Raw genomic sequence first — 14574 nt, forward strand, 5'->3', positions numbered from 1 at the left:
GACCGACGAGGGCGGCCGGCTCCGCCCGGAATTCGTGGAGTGGATGCAAGGCCTGGACGCGGGCTGGGTGACCGCCACCCCCGGACTCGGACGCCCCGCCCAGCTCACCGCCCTCGGCAACGGGGTTGTCCCCCAACAGGCTGCCCGGGCCCTGGAGTTGCTGGCTCCGCCGCTCGGCCGCTGCCCGCACTGCCGGATCCGGTAGCGGCTTCTACTCCCTCTTCCCCGGCCGGACCAAGCCCCGGTTCCTCCGGATCCTTCTGCCCGGCAGCCGCGCGAACCGGTCGCCGGGCCCGCGCGCCGCTCCGGCGCGCACGACCGAAGGACTTCCCCTCTTGAGCGCCACCCCCGCCGTGCGGGCCCAGGACAGCACCTTCCGTGCCGTCCTGGGCTCGCCGCACGTCGCCCGCCTGCTCGGCGGCACCCTGATCGGCCGCCTGCCCACCGGGATGGCGCCCATCGCGATCCTGCTGCTGGTGCGGGCCGAACACGGCCCGCTCGCCCTGGCCGGGCTGCTCGGCGCGCTGTACGCGCTGGCTTCCGCGATCGGTCAGCCGCTGCTGGGCCGCCTGGCCGACCGCCACGGCCAGCGCGCCGTCCTGTACGCCTCGGCCCCGGCGGCGAGCGCGGCGTTCCTGCTAATGCCCGCCACCGGCCCAGTGCGCCACCCGGTGCTCGCCGCGCTGGTCGTGGTGGTCGCCGGATTGGCGACTCCGCCGCTGGAGGCGTGCCTTCGGGCACTGTGGCCTCGCGTCCTTCCCGACGCCGCCCTACGTCGCATCGCGCTGTCGCTGGACAGCGGCAGCCAGGGCCTGGTGTTCGTGGCCGGTCCGCTGCTGGCCGCCGGCATCACGGCCGGGGCCGGAGTGCTCGCCGCGCTGGCAGCGACCGCGGCGCTGGGCCTGCTCGGCGCTGCCCTGGTCGTCACCTCCGCGCCGTGTGCCCGGTGGACGCCGAGCGTCCCGGCCGGGCGCGGGCACTGGGCGGGTCCGCTGCGGGTGCCGGGCCTGCGGGTGCTGTTCGCGACGCTGGCCGGCACCGGGGTGGCGCTCTGAGCAGTGAACGTCCTGGCCCTATCGCTGGGCGATCGGCACCACCCCGGGTGGCTGGCCGGAACGATGCCCGCCGCGCTGTCCTTCGGCAGCGTACTCGGCGACCTGGCCTACGGCCGCCGAGCATGGCCCGGGCCTCCGGCCCGGCACCTGGTGGCCGCCTCGGTCGGCTTCGCCGCCGGATGGACGGCGCTGCTGTCCGACCCGGTGCCCGCCGTCGCGCTGCTCGGCGCCCTCCTACCCGGCTCTTTCCTCGCACCGCTGCTGGCCGCCGCGTTCCAGAGCGTCGAACGCCTCTCCCCCGAGGGCGAGTTGGCGGAGTCCTCCGGCTGGCTCGTCGCCTGCGTCGGCGTCGGCCAGGCCGCCGGCACCGCCCTGACCTCTCTCGCCGTTGCGGCCGGGCCGCTGCCCGCCGCGCTGGTGCCGCTCGCCGGAGCAACCGGTGCTCTATGGCTGCTGCGGCGCTTCCACCACCTGCTCCCCTCCTGACCCCTCCCTGCGAAAGAACCACCGTGAACACCACCTCCAGCGATACAACTCCCTTCACTCCCATGCACGTTGTCTGGGACTGGAACGGGACGATCAAGGATGACCTCGACGACCACGTCGCCGCGCTGAACGCGACGCTGCCCGCCCTCGGCGGCACCCCCGTCGACCGGGACACCTACCAGGCCGAGCGCATCCTGCCGCTGGCCGACTTCTACGCCCGCCTGCTCGGCCGCGAGATCAGCGAGCGGGAGAGGGAGACCAGCGACGCGGCGTTCCTGACGCACCTGCGTGCGCAGCCCGTGCGCCTTCACGGCCGGGCCGTGGAGCTGCTGTCGCTGGTGCAGGAGGCCGGGCACACCCAGTCGCTGCTGTCGTTGTGCCCGCACGACACGCTCGTGCGCGAGGTCGAGGAGGCCGGGATCGGGCACTTCTTCACCCGGATCGACGGCCGCACCGGGCCGCCGGGGGGCTCCAAGGCCGTCCCGCTGGCCAGGCACCTGCGTGCCCTCGGCCTCACCGGGCGGGAACGCCGGGTGCTGGTGATCGGCGACTCGCTCGACGACGCGGACTCCGCCTACGCCAACGGCGCGATCGGTGTCCTGCACAGCGAGGGCCTGCACGACCGCGACCGGCTCGCCGAAGACGGCTACCCCGTCGCCAGCAGCCTTGCCGGCGCCCTGGTCGTCGGCTGCTGGCTCGTCCGCTTCCGGACCCTCATCTAGCACGAACCGACGGCGCGACCAAGCCGCCGGATCTGCGGATCCTCTTCCCACCTGCACGTCAGGAGCACGTCCGTGAACCGCCCGATAAGACCCTCCGCGCCCACCGCACCCGTCCGTCCTACCTCCCTGGATGTGCCATGTCCGACCCGACCGCGGGCTCCCCCGAGCCCGAACCGATCCGTATCGCCGACGAGGACCTCGACGATCTGGCCAGCACGCTGGCGCGCACCATCGCCGAGGTCCGCCAGCACGGCGTCCTGCTCGACCGCCTCGGTGCCGACCCCGAACCGGCCGGCGCCGAGGAGCCGGAGGCCGACTCCACCGACGACGAGGCCGAGGCCGACGGCCCAACCTCGGTGTTCATCCTGGCCATGGGCGGCGCGGAGTACGCCGCCGAACTGGCCGCCCTGGGCAACTGGATCACCCACGTCCTGCTGCCGGTCTACGGGCGCGAGATCGGCTCCACCCGGCCGTGGTGCGCGCGCTGGTACGAGCACCCGGAGGCCGTGGCCCGCCTCCACGGCCTGTGGCTGGCGTGGCAGCAGCTCACCGACGCGGAGGCCGGCCTCATCGGTCCCTCGACGTGGCACCGCGACCACCTCGACCACGCCCTGGCCCAACTCCGTTCCCCCGATGGCCCGTTCGCCGCGTGCACGACCAGTCCGGCCCGACCCAGCCACCGCGTGCTGGCCACGCCCGACCAGCTGGGGGTGGCCGCGTGAAGGACACCGACTTCCGGCTCGACGGCCTGGTCGCCGCCGACGAGCAGAGCGCCCATGCCTACGACCGCGCCTGGATCTGCAGGTACCAGACGATCGCCCAGCACGACGTGGGCGGGCGCAGCTTCATCGTCGCCTTCGACCCCTCGGCCACCTGGGACGTCCCCAACACGCCCAACCTCGTCTCCCTCGACGTCGTGCGCGACAGCGCGAGGGGGACGTTCAGCATGCACAGCTCCGGACACGCCAGCTTCGCCTTCGCGCAGAGGTGGCTCATCGTGCGCGGCTGCCCGGCGGACGCGCTCGCGCCGATCGCCGAGGCCCCCAGGCCCGCCGACGAGCTGACCGTCCGGGTCGAGGACCGCATCCGGCACTCGGGCGAGCGGCTTGCGATCGTCGAGCACCAGGTCATCGACGGGGCCGATGTCGAGGGCTGGAGCATCGCCGTCGACCACCAGGCCAAGGAGCTGCCCGTCCGGCTGTTCCTCGAATCGCTCCAGCCTGACCAGTACACCTACACGGTGCGCGAGGGGGCGTTCCCCGACTGGGACGCCGCCGACGACTGGCTGGAGGACCGCTCCACCCCGCTGCCCAAGGCGCCCGAGTACCGCCTCGACGCGGAGGCTCTGCGGACCGGCGCCGCACTCTCCCGCACCGCCGCGCTCCCCCAGGCCGGCGCCGCACCGGGCACGCCCGCTGTTCCCGTCAACTCACCGCAGCCGGATCGGGGGCGGTCGCTGTGAGCCGCGCCAAGTTCGCGTTCGCCGCGCACCCCGACGCCATCGCCGACCTGCGCCAACTCCCCCAGCCCGTCCGGGACCAGGCCCTGCTGCACCTGCAGGACCTGGTCCACGGCGAGCGCGTCGCCACCAAGCTCCACGAACGGCTGGAGGGCTGCCACAAGATCGTCCTCGGCACGGGCGGTGACTGGGCCAGCCACCGCCTGGTGGTGCAGTTCCGCGACGCGCCGCCCGGCTCCAAGCACTCCCGCGAGGTCTACCTCGTCGCCGCCGGGGCCCGGCACGAGTACGCGGTCTACAACGCCGCCCAGAAGCGGCTGGGCCGCACCGGGCTCAACACCCCCGCGCCCGACGCGGACCCGGAGCAGGTGGCCCGCGTCCGGGAGGCCCAGGAGGCCCGCGTCCGGGCCGCCCGCGCCCGCTCGCCCCGGGCCGCGCACGCCCGCCGCCAGGGCGGTGTCGTCTACACCTCCGCCTCGCCCGGCTTCGCTGCCGCCGACACTCCCCGAAAGGCCCGATGATGACCGCCGATGCCCTGCCCAGCCGCTCCGACTTCGCCGGCCGGCTCACCGACGCCGCCCAGGCCGTCGCCGGGATCCTCGTCGCCGAGTACAACGCACCGGCCACCCGCTCCTACCTCGCCCCGGTCCTCGGCCCGCTGTCCGCCGGGCCCCGGGTGGTCGGCGAGTTGAACGAGCAGCTGGAGGACCTGCTCGACGAACCGCTGCCGGCCACCCCCGTCGGCCTGTTCGCCCTGGCCTCCTACGCCTCCGCCCTGGGCTGGCTGACCGAGTCGCTGGCCGAGCTGACCGCGGCGGTCGACACGATCTGCACCCGCGCCGGCCTCCCCGCCCCGGAATCCGGAATCCGGACCGTGTCCGCCCCGGGCGAGGACGAGGAGGGCTTCGACTACTGCTTCAACGACGCGGAGTCGGCTGCGATCCGCACCGCCGCCGGCGCGGCCGGGCTGGAGCCGGACGTCTACGTCGACGTCCTGGTCGGCGCCGTGCGGGCCGCCGCCGCGATCACCGGAGCCTGCATGGAGATCAGCACCGGCCTGATCGAGGACGCCCAGTACATCGTCGAGGAGGCCGCCAGCGAGGTCCGGATCGGCGAGGGCCCCACCAGCCTGCCCACCCTGGTCCGCTCCCTGCTCGCCCGCCTGGAGACGGCCCAGTGAATCCCCACGACCCGCTGACCAGCCCCGGAGACCGCCTCATCCACGAGCGGCTCGGCACCACCGCCTCCGGCGCCGCGCCTACGGAGACCGCCCCGGCCTCGGTTCCCGTCTCCCGTCTCCTCTCCTCCCCCAGCCGCTGAACCGGAGCATCCACCATGCCCAGCACTTCCACCGCCGACCCGCAGGCCGTCGAGACCGCCCTGCGCCGGCTCGCGCCGAACTGGACCACCGACATCGTCCGCGCCATCGCCAAGTACGGCCCAACCCTCCCGGTGCGCGAGGTCGCCGGCTGCGTCCCGGCGCTCAGCGAGTCCTACGCCAGCAAGCGGCTGGCCGGAATGCGCCAGGACGGCCTGGTGGACCGCGACGACGCGTTCGACAAGCGCGCCCCGTACCGCCTGAGCCGGCAGGCGCTCACCCTCGGCCCCGTCTACCGGTCCCTGACGCAGTGGTCGTCGGAGCACGTCGCCCCGACCATGCTGGAGCGGCCCGGCCGCATCGAGGACGCACTGCAGCGGCTGCAGCCGATCGGAACCACCAAGGTCGTCCAGTTGCTGGCCGAGGGCGGCAGCATGGACTTCAACCGGATCGCCGCGGAGTCCGGCGTCTACCGGCAACTGCTGGCAGTCCGGATCGCCCGGCTCCAGGCCGATGGCCTGGTGGTCTCCAACGGCAGCCGAAACCACGGCCTGTACACCCTGACCGAAGCAGGCCAGGCCCTCGGACCGGTCTACGCGACCGTCCAGCAGTGGCACGACCGGCACACCGCCAAGGCTCCCGCCCGCTCCGGCAGTCGGGTCCTCACCGTCCCTGAGCAGGGTGTGCAGGGTGCGCGTACCGCGGCGGCGCTGCGCCGCAGCCCGGTGCCGTCCTCGCTGTTCAGCCACGCCCCGCAGCCCCAGCCCCCGGTGCCGTACGCCGTCACGGCCGCCTCCCACCCGGCCCGTGGCCGTTGAGCGCCGTGCTCCGCCGCAGACCCGCCCGCCGCCGGGCCGGGTCCGCGCGCTGCTCGGGCACTGCGGTGTCCGGCGCGCGGGCCCGGCCGCCACCGAACTCGACGAGGAACCCCGGTGCCCTCCGCCGCCCCTGTTCTCGTCCAGCCGCTGCGCCTGGCCGGGCCCGGCGACCGACACCTGGTCACCGACACGCTGACCGCGCTCCACGGCTGGAGCTCCACCCGCACCCCCGAAAGCCAAACCCGCTTCACCAGCCCGTGCCGGACGGCCGCGCTCAGCGTGAACGGTGACGTCGGCTCCCCGGTCGCCTGGACCGTCCACGGCTACACCACGCCCGGCGCCGAGCCCTTGTGGCGGGCCTCCTTCAGCTCCGGTACACCCGCCGAGGTCGTCGCCGCCTTCACCGCCGCGCTCGCCGAGGACCTGAGCGCCCGGCACTACCTCCAGCGGGCCAGCACCCCCGCTTCCGTCCTGGCCGACCGCGGCTGGCGCCCCTCCGAACACTCCCCCAAGGGCTTCCACGACCAGGTGGCGCCGGACGGCTGGGCCCTCTACCGGCACCGCCTGGGCCACCAGCCGCACGAGGACGAGGTCTCCCGCCTGGTCCCACCGACGTGGAGCATGCTCGCCGGGAGCCCGCAACAGCCCTCCTGGTGTGCGGAGTTCACGATCGGCGTGCCCTTCCACCCGCTCACCCAGGCGGCTGCGGCCTTCAGCACCCCGGGGCCCGTCCTCCGGTGTGCCGACGAGATCCCGGCACGCCACCTGGCCCGGGTGACAGTGCTGCGGCGGCCGTCCGGCCGCTCGACCCACCCTGCCGGTCCGGTGGAGGCGGGTCGGCCCCACCTTCCGCCCGCCCGGCCCGCGCCCGCCGCGCGGCGCCGCTGACTCTGGACTCCCGCCATGCCGAACCCCACCGACAAGGGGCGCGACTACCTGATCGCGCCCCGCTTCCTCGCCGACTCCACCGGCACCGGCGACCCCGCGCTGGTCCCCCTCCTGGACGCGGGCTGGACCCTCAGCCACGACGAGCTGGGCAACGCCTACGTCACCGCCCCCGGCTTCACCGTCCGCCTCGGCTATCTGCCCGAGGGCAACCGCGGCGACCTGTGGATGATCACCGCCCACGACGACGTCTTCGCGCCGGCCACCTGGCAGGTGATCGTCGACCTCGCCGCCCCGCCCGAGATCGTCGCCGAGCTGACCGGCGCCCTCGCCGCCGCCCACGCCTCCTCGCCCGCCTCCGTGGTCCACGGCCCCACCGGCGGCTTCGGCCTCACTGACCGCCTCCTCGACGAGCACGGCTGGCAGCAGGACGGCAAGCCCGCGCTGGCCGCCTTCCGCTCGTCCGACGGACTCGTCACACTGCACCGGCGCCTCGGACACCTGCGGTACCGCGACGAGATGACCGGCGACCTGGAGCGCTGGACGTTCGTGGTCGGCCCTCCGGGACGCCAGTGGTACGCCGCCGCCACCTCCGACTTCCCCGACCGGTTCCTGGACACCCTCGCCACCGCGATCACCAACCCGGCCCCCGTGCAGCGCTACCTGCGGCGCTCCGAAGTCGCCGAGCTCCCGGCCCAGGCCACCGCGACCCCGGTGGCGCCGAGCCCGCTGGAGGTCGCCCGGATGAAGGCGGCAACCTCCCGATCCCTCTCCGTCCCCCGCAGCGCTCCCGCGCCGCAGGCGGGCGGCTCCGTGCTCGCCTACACCACCGAGACACGGTCGGCCGCGCTCCCGAAGCCCGCGCCCGCGCCCGCGCCCGCCGACCGTGTCCGCTGATCCGCAACGAGGACCTGCTGTGCCCAACTCCCGTGAAGAACCCCGCGAGTACCAGATCGCGCCCCGCTACCTGGCACACCCGGAGGCGGACGGATCCCCAGCCGTCCAGGCGCTGGTGAACGCCGGCTGGGCCCGGAGCCACGACCGCGCGGGGAACACCTTCGTCACCGCCCCGGACCTCACCGCCCGCCTGGCGCACCTACCCGAGGCCGACGGCCCGGTGCTCTGGAAGATCAGCGCCGGACCGGACGCCTTCGCACCGCCCGAGTGGCTGGTCACCTTCGACCACCTGACCCCGCCCGAGGTCGTCGCGGACTTCACCACCGCACTCGCCGGCTCCTACACCCGCGGCCCCGACGGCTACCTGGGCGGCAGCCGCAGCAGGGGCACCGAGACGGCCCTCGAACTGCTCGACCGGGGCTGGACGTTGGACCCCTCAACGCCGTTCCTCTCCTACCGGTCGCCCGACCGCCTCGTCCGGTTCCACTTCCGGGACAAGCCGCTGCCGCACTCCGCCGAGATGGCCGGCGACACCGAGCGCCTGCTGGTCGAGGTCGGACCGGCGCGCTCCTGCTGGTACGCCACCGCCTCCTCCCATCTTCCCGACCACCTGCTGCAGCAGTTCACCGCTGCCGTCACCGACCCGATGCCGGTCCGGCGGCCCATGCGGCGCATCGACCTGGAGCACCTGCCCACCGCCGCCACCGCAACGCCCATCGCGCCCAGCCCGCTGGAGGCCGCGCGCGTCAGCGCGGCCAACTCCCGCTCGCCCTCCGCCTCTTCCTCCAGCCGGACACCACCGGCCCCGGCGCCCGCTCCCCTCGGTGCGGGCACCGCCCCGACTCCCCGAAGGAGCCTGCCTTGAACAAGCCCGAGCCCTTGCAGGGCCAGCCCCTCAGCCCCGCCGAGACCGACCTTCTGCGCTACCTCACGCAGGGCTACACCGTCGCCGACCTCGCCCGGAGACTGGGGACCCGCGCCGCCACCGTGCACCACCGCGGCGCCCGCGCCCGCCGGAAACTGGGCGCCACCACCCTCGACCACGCCGTCCAGCTCTACGCCCAGCAGCAGGCCACCGCCAGCCCACCCCCGCTGACCAAGCCCTCGGAGGACACCGTGTCCGATGCGACTGCGACCGCCCTCGACCACGCCGACGCGATGATCGAGAAAACCTGGGGCCGGCCGATCGCCGAACTGGAGCAAGCCACGGCGCGCGAGCCCGTGGAGGACCCCCTGCTCCGTGCCACGATGCGCACCAGGGAACACCTCACGGTGCTCGACAACTCCGCCATCGTGCTCCAGAGCCGCCTGCACGCGCTCACCCGGCCCGGCCATGTGCCCGCCTTCTACGAACTGGACCGCATCACGGACACCGCGAGTTCACTGCGAACCGCCTACGCCGAGGCCAACACCGCTCTGAAAGCGATCCGCACCCTCGTCACCGCCCGCAGGCACACGCTCGCCGCCGACGGCACGGACGCCGAGCGGGTCCGGGCCGCCACCGCCCGCACCGCGCCCTCCCGGCCGCTGGGCGCGGCAGCCGACCGGCCCGCCCCGCCGGCGCCCGCTGCCCCCGTGCTGGGGGCGGCGAACCGCCGGTAAGGCTGCGGTCAGTCCTCGGCCTGGTCGCGGTGGGTGCCGGGGTCGGCGCCCACCGCGCGGGCCAGCTCCTCCAGCGTCAACTCGACCCGTCGGCCGTCCTGCAGGCGCTCGCGCACCACGTCCTCCTGCGCGCGCTCAGCACTGCTCGTCGTGGGCACGGCCCACTGCCCGTCGCTGATCATGACGACGTCGCCCATCGTCCACGGCCTGCCCGCGCTGCGGAACTTGTGCTCCAGCGCCGCCATGTCGCGCCCTCTGCCGAACTCCACTGCCGCTCTCCCCCAGGCCCGTGTACGGCCCCGTGCCGTAACCCTTCTCCAGCACCGGCCGCCGCCGGTTGATTCCCGCCGATCCGCCCACGGCGAACCGAACTGGTCCCGGAAACGACTACGTACATCGGCACACCGCATGTCAAAGTACTCGTGCGGCGGAAAACCGCAGGTCAACGAAGGGATCCAACCCCATGAGCGTGTCCACCCCGAACCTCCCGGCAACCATCGTCCCCGACGTCGAGGACCGGTCCTGGCTGTCCACCGACCACTGCGCGGGCCCCGTGCTCGCGCTGCTGGTCGGCCTGGGCTGGCCGGTCGTCGACATCCCGGAGGCCAACGTCCACTGCACCAGCCCGGACGGACGGCTGTACGTCGGCTGGCTGCCGGAGGACCCCGACGCCTGGGCGCGCGGCATCCTCTGGCGCGTCCAGGTCCGCCCCGCCAACGCCGAGCCCTGGACCCAGGAGTTCGGCCCGAACACCCCCTCCGAGGCCGTCGCCGGATTCCTCGCCGCCCTCATCACCGCCTCCACCCGCTGACCGGACACGGCCCCGCCCAACTACCAACAGGAGAAGCCCCTTTGCCCTTCACCCGCACCATCGAGTCCGCCCTCACCGACCCCCTGCCCGACACCGAGGCCCCGATCGCCGGACGCGCCGCCTACCAGGCACTGCGCAAGCGCGGCCTGCCCTTCGTCCCCGTCCACACCGGCGGCGGCTGCTTCGCCCTGTCCCTCTCGCTCCCCGACGGGGAGATCCTGGTCACCGACGACGACGGACAGATCGCCCACGACGCCACCGACCACCACGCCTGGCTCGCCTGCTTCTACCCCTCGCCGTCCTCGCCCTACGACGCCGACGAGGACGACATGACCGAGATCTACCTCGGCGACGGCACCCTCTCCTTCGCGGACGACTGCACCGCCCTCGCCGACGCGCTCACCCGCTGGGTCGCCGCCCGCCGTGCCGACACCGGCTTCGTCCTCACCTCCTGAGCCCCGCCCCGCCGGGTGCCCGGCCGCCGACGCCGGGCACCCGGCCCAGCCTGCCCTCCTCCCCAGCCAGGGCCCGGACCGGTCCGTCGAGAGGACCAGCGTGAAGATCTCCATCGACCCGAACCGCATCCCCGGCCCGGGCATCCTCGCCATCGGCCTGTTCACCGCCTTCACCACCCACGACCCCACCGTCCTCGGACTCAGCATCTGCGTCGCCTCCAGCGGCTTGCTCCTCACCGTCGACGACCTCCACGAACAGGACCTGCGCCGTGACCGGAAGGTCATCGCCCACCTCGCCAAGCAGCCCGACGGCGCCCGCCTGCGCCAGATCGGCAACGCGCTGAACCTGCCCGACCCCGTGGTCGCCAAATCGCTGGCCCGCCTGGTCCTCGACAGCATCGTCGTGCGCGAGTGCGAGGGCGACTCCCTGCCGATGCGCTCCTACCGGCTGGCCGACTGACCCCGCCCCGGGTCCAACCGGACCTGGGCCTACCGACCGGCAAGGAGATGCCCACGAACGCCCACCACTTCCACGACATCGACTTCCACCCAGTCGTCGTCACCGCCGCCACCGAGCACCGCGCCAGCCGCCGCGTGCTGGCCAACCCGCTGCTGCGCGTCGTGCAGGCCGACGAGGTCCGCCCCGGCGACCTGGTCGTCTCCGCCTTCGACCCCCACCGTCCCGGCCGGATGCCCCGCACCGGCTTCCTCGCCTCCGGCCCCTACCCGGCCGAGCCCACCGCCTTCGACCCGGCCTGCCGCTGCGGGGTCTGCGAACTCCCCGAGGTCCAGGGCGAGAGCGGCACCGTCGTCCTCACCACCGGCTGGCCCTGGGACGCCTGCGACCCGTGGCCGGTCGACGAGCCCGTCCTCGTTCTACCCCGCCTGCGCCTGTTCCCCCGACCGAACGGCACCCGATGACCGTCCACCGCGCCCCGCTGACCAACCACCACGCCGACGACTCACCCTGCCCGCCCGAGCACAAGCACACCGTCACCGGCAAGCCCCTCCACCCCGACTGCCCCGGCCGCGACCACTCCCGAGCGGTGTGCACCTGCGGCGACTGGCAGTTCCAGTGCGCGGTCAAGGGCCAGGTGATCGAACACCGCAGACGCCACCTCGCCACCCACCAGGCACCCGCCCCCGCACCGGGCCCGCTGGTGCGCGACGTCCTCCCCTTCAGCATGCGCTGACCCGACGACCGCCTCTTCCCCCCGCCCCTACCCGGAGGTGCCCGTGCCCCACTACCTGACCGTCGCCCAGCTCGTCGCCGCGCTCCAGGGCCTCGACCCGCACCTGCGGGTGCGCCTCGCCGTCAACCCCGACTGGCCCTACGCCCACTTCGTCAGCACCGACGTCGTCGTCCACGACGGCATCGCCTACATCGGCGAGGACGGCCAGGACCACTACCTACCGCCCGCCGTGACCGAGCACCTCGCCTGGGCCTGACCGCCCCGGTCCCCGGCCACCCCGAACAAGGAGAACCGCATCAGCCCCCACCACCGCCCCGCCGCCCAACCGCTCGACTCCCTCGCCCTGCGCCCGATGCCGGCCGGGGTCCGCGGCGCGCTCGTCCGCAACGCCCCCTCCGGCCCCGACCACCCGATCGGCGTGCTGTGGCTGCCCACCGACGCCCCCCGTCTCCCCCTCGGCCGCATCAGCCTGCACTGGGAACCCGCCACCGGTTCGGGCTGGGACGTCACCGCCCGCCTCGGCCTGGCCACCACCGAGGTCCACCTCGCCTCCTGGCACGCCGCCCCCGACGGCTGGCCCGACCTCGTGCGCCCCACCGTCCACGAGGTCACCGGCCTGTGCCACGCCCTGGCCCTCGCCACCGCAGCCCTCGACCTCTCCAACCGCCTCGCCGCGCTCTGACCTCCCCCGCAGAAGGCCGCCCCGCCCACCGGCGAGGGCGGCCTTGCCGTACGCCCACCCAGCCCGTCCCCGCGTACTCTCGTGAGCGGACACCGAGGAGGAACACATGCCCGCCGACCAGGACGACCGGCCTTCCTGGGGCTACGCCGAGGTCGCCGCGCACCTGGGTATCAGCGTCGGCGCCGCCCGCAGCCGCAAGAGCCGCGGCGCGCTGCCCGCACCCGACGACACGACCATCCCCGACCGCCCGCGCTGGAAGCCCTCCACCTTCACCAACTGGAAGCCGCGCGGCCAGGGATACCGCAGCGACCTCGCCGCCCCGGCCACCGACGCGCAGCCCACCAACTGACCGGCCGGGCTCTACGCCCCCTTCATGAGCGCCTCCCCGATGCCGTCCCCGCCGTTCCCGCAGCCGGACTCCGCCCCGTTGTTCGTCATCGTCCGCAGCTCCGTCGAATCCGTGCGTACCGGCGGGGCGAGCATCGAGGAGGCAATCCTGCACGCCGCCGTCCACGGCTGGTACGAGGGGCATATCCAGGGCGAGGACGAGTGCCCAGGCTGCGACTTCCGGGGAGAACTTCCCAAGTCGACCCACCGCAGCTGAGACCCACTACTCGGCCAGGAAGGACCGCTTCAACACCATGCCCGACCAGTCCACCGGCACCCGACCTGTCGCCGTGGCGGCCCTCGGCTTCCTCGCCGCGCTCGGTGTCGCCGCCGCGATAGTCGCGGCCGTCTCCCACTCCTACACAGGCTGCGCCGTCGGCCTGATCGTCCTCGGCGCAACCGCCTTCGCCGCGTACCGCGCCGCCCGGACCGTCGAGGTCCACACCGACCAGCTCATCCTCCAGCGACTGCAGCAGGACCCCACCCTGGATGAGCATGCCCTGGCCGTCGGCCTCGGCCTGCGCCCGGCCGCCGTCCGGCCGCCGTCCGGCTCAGCCTTCACCGGCTGTCCCGCAGCGGCAGCCTCCCCCGGTCGGGAGAACCGCCGGACGCCAGGATCTGATCGCCCGACAGCGAAGGGGGCGCCACCGATTCGGTGGCGCCCCCTTCGCTGTGCTCCTATACCGGCGGAGAGCACTTACGACCTCGTGCATGGTTAGCCGTGGCTTGTGTGGACTCGGCTCGTTGGACCGTTCGTGGTGGGGATGGCGGCACGTGCGTTGATCGTCTCGGAGCGTCGAATCACCGGCTTGTCGCAGGCGGTGATCGCTAACCTGGTGGCCGAGTTGGGGCCGGTGTGGCAGGCCCGGCATGAGGCCGAGCTGTGCGACCGGCCGAGGCGGCGGTCGGTCGGCGCCGGTGCGAAGTACAAACTGGTCTTCGTCGACCGGCTCCTGGCCATGCTCGTCCACCTGCGCCACGGCGTCACCCACGACGTCCTGGCCTGCTGGTTCGGCGTGGACCGCTCCACCGTCACCCGCGCCGTCGGCGAGATCCGCCCGCTGCTGGCCGAGCACGGCTGCCGCATCGCACCCGGCCTGCGGCTCCGCGCCCTCGCTGACGTGATCGCCCACCTGGGCGCCACCGGGCAGACCGGAATCATCGACGCGACCGAGATCCGGGTCCGCCGACCGGCTGCCAACCGGCCCGGCCGCAACCGCTTCGTCTCGGGCAAGAGCCGGATGAACGCCATGAAGGCACTGGTGGTCACCGACGACCACGGACGCGTGCTGTTCTGCGGCGAGGTGCGGGCCGGATCCGTCGCCGACATCACCCAGGCCCGCGACGCCGGCCTGGTGGACCTGCTCGCCAACACAATCCACCTGAAAATCCTCGCGGACGCCGGCTACCAGGGCCTGGGAGCCCAGACCTGCGGGCAGGTCGTCACCCCGCCCCGCAAGCGCCGCGGCAAGCACCTCGAGCACCTCCAGTGGCTCATGGCCCACCACGAACAGGCCCGCTTCGCCCACTCCTCACGCCGCATGCCGGTCGAACACGGCATCGCCCACCTCAAGAACTGGCGCACCCTCGCCCGCCACCACAGCCGCCGCGACCACCTACCCGACACCATCCGAGCCGTCGCCGCACTCCTATCGGACCAACAACTCGCCCACACAATCCAGTTGCTCACCCTTCCGGCAGGAAGAGCCGCCTGAGCAACAAAGCCGCCACCCGTCAAGCACGACCCACCGCTAACCATGCACGAGGTCGATAGGAGCTTCAGGAGCCACCGCTCGAGGTCCGG

General features: G+C 73.8%; 26 protein-coding genes. 25 read left to right on the forward strand and 1 reads right to left on the reverse strand.

All coding sequences use genetic code 11. The features are described from left to right. Window positions 1-34 precede the first annotated feature (34 nt). The 14 genes from IH44_RS47880 (at window position 35) to IH44_RS47210 (ending at window position 9242) form a co-directional block, all read left to right on the forward strand. A complete protein-coding gene (locus tag IH44_RS47880) occupies window positions 35-205 on the forward strand; it encodes a hypothetical protein (protein WP_232794914.1) in 171 nt (56 codons plus the stop codon). 130 nt (window positions 206-335) lie between these two features. Next, window positions 336-1055: an MFS transporter gene (locus IH44_RS42645; RefSeq protein ID WP_051816778.1), complete on the forward strand. Its 720-nt coding sequence runs from the start codon at window positions 336-338 to the stop codon at window positions 1053-1055. A gap of 3 nt (window positions 1056-1058) precedes the next feature. Further along, window positions 1059-1541 (forward strand): hypothetical protein, encoded by a 483-nt coding sequence (locus tag IH44_RS46415; protein ID WP_157852268.1) that lies wholly within the window; start codon window positions 1059-1061, stop codon window positions 1539-1541. Window positions 1542-1603: 62 nt separating this feature from the next. Beyond that, window positions 1604-2263, forward strand: a complete 660-nt coding sequence (locus IH44_RS46420) for an HAD family hydrolase (RefSeq protein WP_051816780.1) — start codon at window positions 1604-1606, stop codon at window positions 2261-2263. Window positions 2264-2400: 137 nt separating this feature from the next. Beyond that, the gene (locus IH44_RS0111615; protein ID WP_030459399.1) at window positions 2401-2985 is read left to right on the forward strand and encodes a DUF4913 domain-containing protein; all 585 of its coding nucleotides are present in this window, start codon (window positions 2401-2403) and stop codon (window positions 2983-2985) included. Further along, window positions 2982-3725, forward strand: a complete 744-nt coding sequence (locus IH44_RS0111620; protein ID WP_030459400.1) for a hypothetical protein — start codon at window positions 2982-2984, stop codon at window positions 3723-3725. Before IH44_RS0111615 ends, IH44_RS0111620 begins: the two co-directional genes overlap by 4 nt. Beyond that, window positions 3722-4243: a hypothetical protein gene (locus tag IH44_RS0111625; RefSeq protein WP_030459401.1), complete on the forward strand. Its 522-nt coding sequence runs from the start codon at window positions 3722-3724 to the stop codon at window positions 4241-4243. The genes IH44_RS0111620 and IH44_RS0111625 overlap by 4 nt, the downstream gene beginning before the upstream one ends. After that, window positions 4240-4902 carry a hypothetical protein gene (locus IH44_RS0111630; protein ID WP_369794936.1) on the forward strand — a complete coding sequence of 221 codons (663 nt, stop codon included), beginning with the start codon at window positions 4240-4242 and terminating at the stop codon, window positions 4900-4902. The genes IH44_RS0111625 and IH44_RS0111630 overlap by 4 nt, the downstream gene beginning before the upstream one ends. After that, the gene (locus tag IH44_RS46425; protein WP_157852270.1) at window positions 4899-5042 is read left to right on the forward strand and encodes a hypothetical protein; all 144 of its coding nucleotides are present in this window, start codon (window positions 4899-4901) and stop codon (window positions 5040-5042) included. Before IH44_RS0111630 ends, IH44_RS46425 begins: the two co-directional genes overlap by 4 nt. A 15-nt stretch (window positions 5043-5057) precedes the next feature. Then, window positions 5058-5858, forward strand: coding sequence for a winged helix-turn-helix transcriptional regulator (locus tag IH44_RS0111640; RefSeq protein ID WP_030459403.1), 801 nt, complete (start codon window positions 5058-5060; stop codon window positions 5856-5858). Between the two features lie 114 nt (window positions 5859-5972). Further along, window positions 5973-6746, forward strand: a complete 774-nt coding sequence (locus tag IH44_RS0111645) for a DUF317 domain-containing protein (RefSeq protein WP_030459404.1) — start codon at window positions 5973-5975, stop codon at window positions 6744-6746. 15 nt (window positions 6747-6761) lie between these two features. After that, on the forward strand, window positions 6762-7640 hold the full coding sequence (locus IH44_RS42655; protein ID WP_051816781.1) for a hypothetical protein: 879 nt from the start codon (window positions 6762-6764) through the stop codon (window positions 7638-7640). Window positions 7641-7659: 19 nt separating this feature from the next. Next, window positions 7660-8505: a DUF317 domain-containing protein gene (locus IH44_RS0111655; RefSeq protein WP_030459406.1), complete on the forward strand. Its 846-nt coding sequence runs from the start codon at window positions 7660-7662 to the stop codon at window positions 8503-8505. Further along, window positions 8502-9242 (forward strand): LuxR C-terminal-related transcriptional regulator, encoded by a 741-nt coding sequence (locus tag IH44_RS47210; RefSeq protein ID WP_198544979.1) that lies wholly within the window; start codon window positions 8502-8504, stop codon window positions 9240-9242. Before IH44_RS0111655 ends, IH44_RS47210 begins: the two co-directional genes overlap by 4 nt. Before the next feature lie 8 nt (window positions 9243-9250). On the opposite strand, the gene IH44_RS0111665 is transcribed toward IH44_RS47210, so the two are convergent. Then, complete coding sequence (locus tag IH44_RS0111665; RefSeq protein WP_232794904.1) at window positions 9251-9511, reverse strand: hypothetical protein; 261 nt, start codon at window positions 9509-9511, stop codon at window positions 9251-9253. Between the two features lie 194 nt (window positions 9512-9705). On the opposite strand from IH44_RS0111665, the gene IH44_RS0111670 reads away from it, so the two are divergent. The 11 genes from IH44_RS0111670 to IH44_RS0111720 all read left to right on the forward strand — a co-directional run bounded on the left by IH44_RS0111670 (window position 9706) and on the right by IH44_RS0111720 (window position 14485). Continuing rightward, window positions 9706-10053 carry a DUF317 domain-containing protein gene (locus IH44_RS0111670; protein WP_030459409.1) on the forward strand — a complete coding sequence of 116 codons (348 nt, stop codon included), beginning with the start codon at window positions 9706-9708 and terminating at the stop codon, window positions 10051-10053. Window positions 10054-10094: 41 nt separating this feature from the next. Continuing rightward, window positions 10095-10508, forward strand: coding sequence for a hypothetical protein (locus IH44_RS0111675; RefSeq protein ID WP_030459410.1), 414 nt, complete (start codon window positions 10095-10097; stop codon window positions 10506-10508). A 100-nt stretch (window positions 10509-10608) separates the two neighbouring features. Then, a complete protein-coding gene (locus tag IH44_RS0111680; RefSeq protein WP_030459411.1) occupies window positions 10609-10968 on the forward strand; it encodes a hypothetical protein in 360 nt (119 codons plus the stop codon). 47 nt (window positions 10969-11015) lie between these two features. Then, the gene (locus IH44_RS0111685; RefSeq protein WP_030459412.1) at window positions 11016-11429 is read left to right on the forward strand and encodes a hypothetical protein; all 414 of its coding nucleotides are present in this window, start codon (window positions 11016-11018) and stop codon (window positions 11427-11429) included. Then, window positions 11426-11701, forward strand: a complete 276-nt coding sequence (locus IH44_RS0111690; RefSeq protein WP_030459413.1) for a hypothetical protein — start codon at window positions 11426-11428, stop codon at window positions 11699-11701. Before IH44_RS0111685 ends, IH44_RS0111690 begins: the two co-directional genes overlap by 4 nt. 43 nt (window positions 11702-11744) lie before the next feature. Further along, window positions 11745-11957: a hypothetical protein gene (locus IH44_RS0111695; RefSeq protein WP_030459414.1), complete on the forward strand. Its 213-nt coding sequence runs from the start codon at window positions 11745-11747 to the stop codon at window positions 11955-11957. Between the two features lie 96 nt (window positions 11958-12053). After that, window positions 12054-12383 (forward strand): hypothetical protein, encoded by a 330-nt coding sequence (locus IH44_RS0111700; RefSeq protein ID WP_030459415.1) that lies wholly within the window; start codon window positions 12054-12056, stop codon window positions 12381-12383. A gap of 106 nt (window positions 12384-12489) precedes the next feature. Next, window positions 12490-12732, forward strand: coding sequence for a MarR family transcriptional regulator (locus IH44_RS0111705; RefSeq protein ID WP_030459416.1), 243 nt, complete (start codon window positions 12490-12492; stop codon window positions 12730-12732). A gap of 24 nt (window positions 12733-12756) precedes the next feature. Next, window positions 12757-12987: a hypothetical protein gene (locus IH44_RS0111710; protein WP_030459417.1), complete on the forward strand. Its 231-nt coding sequence runs from the start codon at window positions 12757-12759 to the stop codon at window positions 12985-12987. 37 nt (window positions 12988-13024) lie between these two features. After that, window positions 13025-13489, forward strand: a complete 465-nt coding sequence (locus tag IH44_RS0111715; protein ID WP_030459418.1) for a hypothetical protein — start codon at window positions 13025-13027, stop codon at window positions 13487-13489. A gap of 90 nt (window positions 13490-13579) precedes the next feature. Further along, the gene (locus IH44_RS0111720) at window positions 13580-14485 is read left to right on the forward strand and encodes a transposase (protein WP_232794905.1); all 906 of its coding nucleotides are present in this window, start codon (window positions 13580-13582) and stop codon (window positions 14483-14485) included. Window positions 14486-14574 lie beyond the last annotated feature (89 nt).

Origin of the sequence: Kitasatospora sp. NRRL B-11411 (assembly GCF_000721345.1) — a bacterium.
GTDB lineage: Bacteria > Actinomycetota > Actinomycetes > Streptomycetales > Streptomycetaceae > Kitasatospora > Kitasatospora cineracea.

Bases quoted from the DNA above. Each gene is read 5' to 3' on its own strand.
- IH44_RS46420 (WP_051816780.1), top strand. From the start codon at position 1,604: ATGCACGTTGTCTGGGACTGGAACGGGACGATCAAGGATGACCTCGAC.
- IH44_RS0111615 (WP_030459399.1), top strand. From the start codon at position 2,401: ATGTCCGACCCGACCGCGGGCTCCCCCGAGCCCGAACCGATCCGTATC.
- IH44_RS0111630 (WP_369794936.1), top strand. From the start codon at position 4,240: ATGATGACCGCCGATGCCCTGCCCAGCCGCTCCGACTTCGCCGGCCGG.
- IH44_RS0111640 (WP_030459403.1), top strand. From the start codon at position 5,058: ATGCCCAGCACTTCCACCGCCGACCCGCAGGCCGTCGAGACCGCCCTG.
- IH44_RS42655 (WP_051816781.1), top strand. From the start codon at position 6,762: ATGCCGAACCCCACCGACAAGGGGCGCGACTACCTGATCGCGCCCCGC.
- IH44_RS0111670 (WP_030459409.1), top strand. From the start codon at position 9,706: ATGAGCGTGTCCACCCCGAACCTCCCGGCAACCATCGTCCCCGACGTC.
- IH44_RS0111685 (WP_030459412.1), top strand. From the start codon at position 11,016: ATGCCCACGAACGCCCACCACTTCCACGACATCGACTTCCACCCAGTC.
- IH44_RS0111690 (WP_030459413.1), top strand. From the start codon at position 11,426: ATGACCGTCCACCGCGCCCCGCTGACCAACCACCACGCCGACGACTCA.
- IH44_RS0111700 (WP_030459415.1), top strand. From the start codon at position 12,054: ATGCCGGCCGGGGTCCGCGGCGCGCTCGTCCGCAACGCCCCCTCCGGC.
- IH44_RS0111705 (WP_030459416.1), top strand. From the start codon at position 12,490: ATGCCCGCCGACCAGGACGACCGGCCTTCCTGGGGCTACGCCGAGGTC.
- IH44_RS0111710 (WP_030459417.1), top strand. From the start codon at position 12,757: ATGAGCGCCTCCCCGATGCCGTCCCCGCCGTTCCCGCAGCCGGACTCC.
- IH44_RS0111715 (WP_030459418.1), top strand. From the start codon at position 13,025: ATGCCCGACCAGTCCACCGGCACCCGACCTGTCGCCGTGGCGGCCCTC.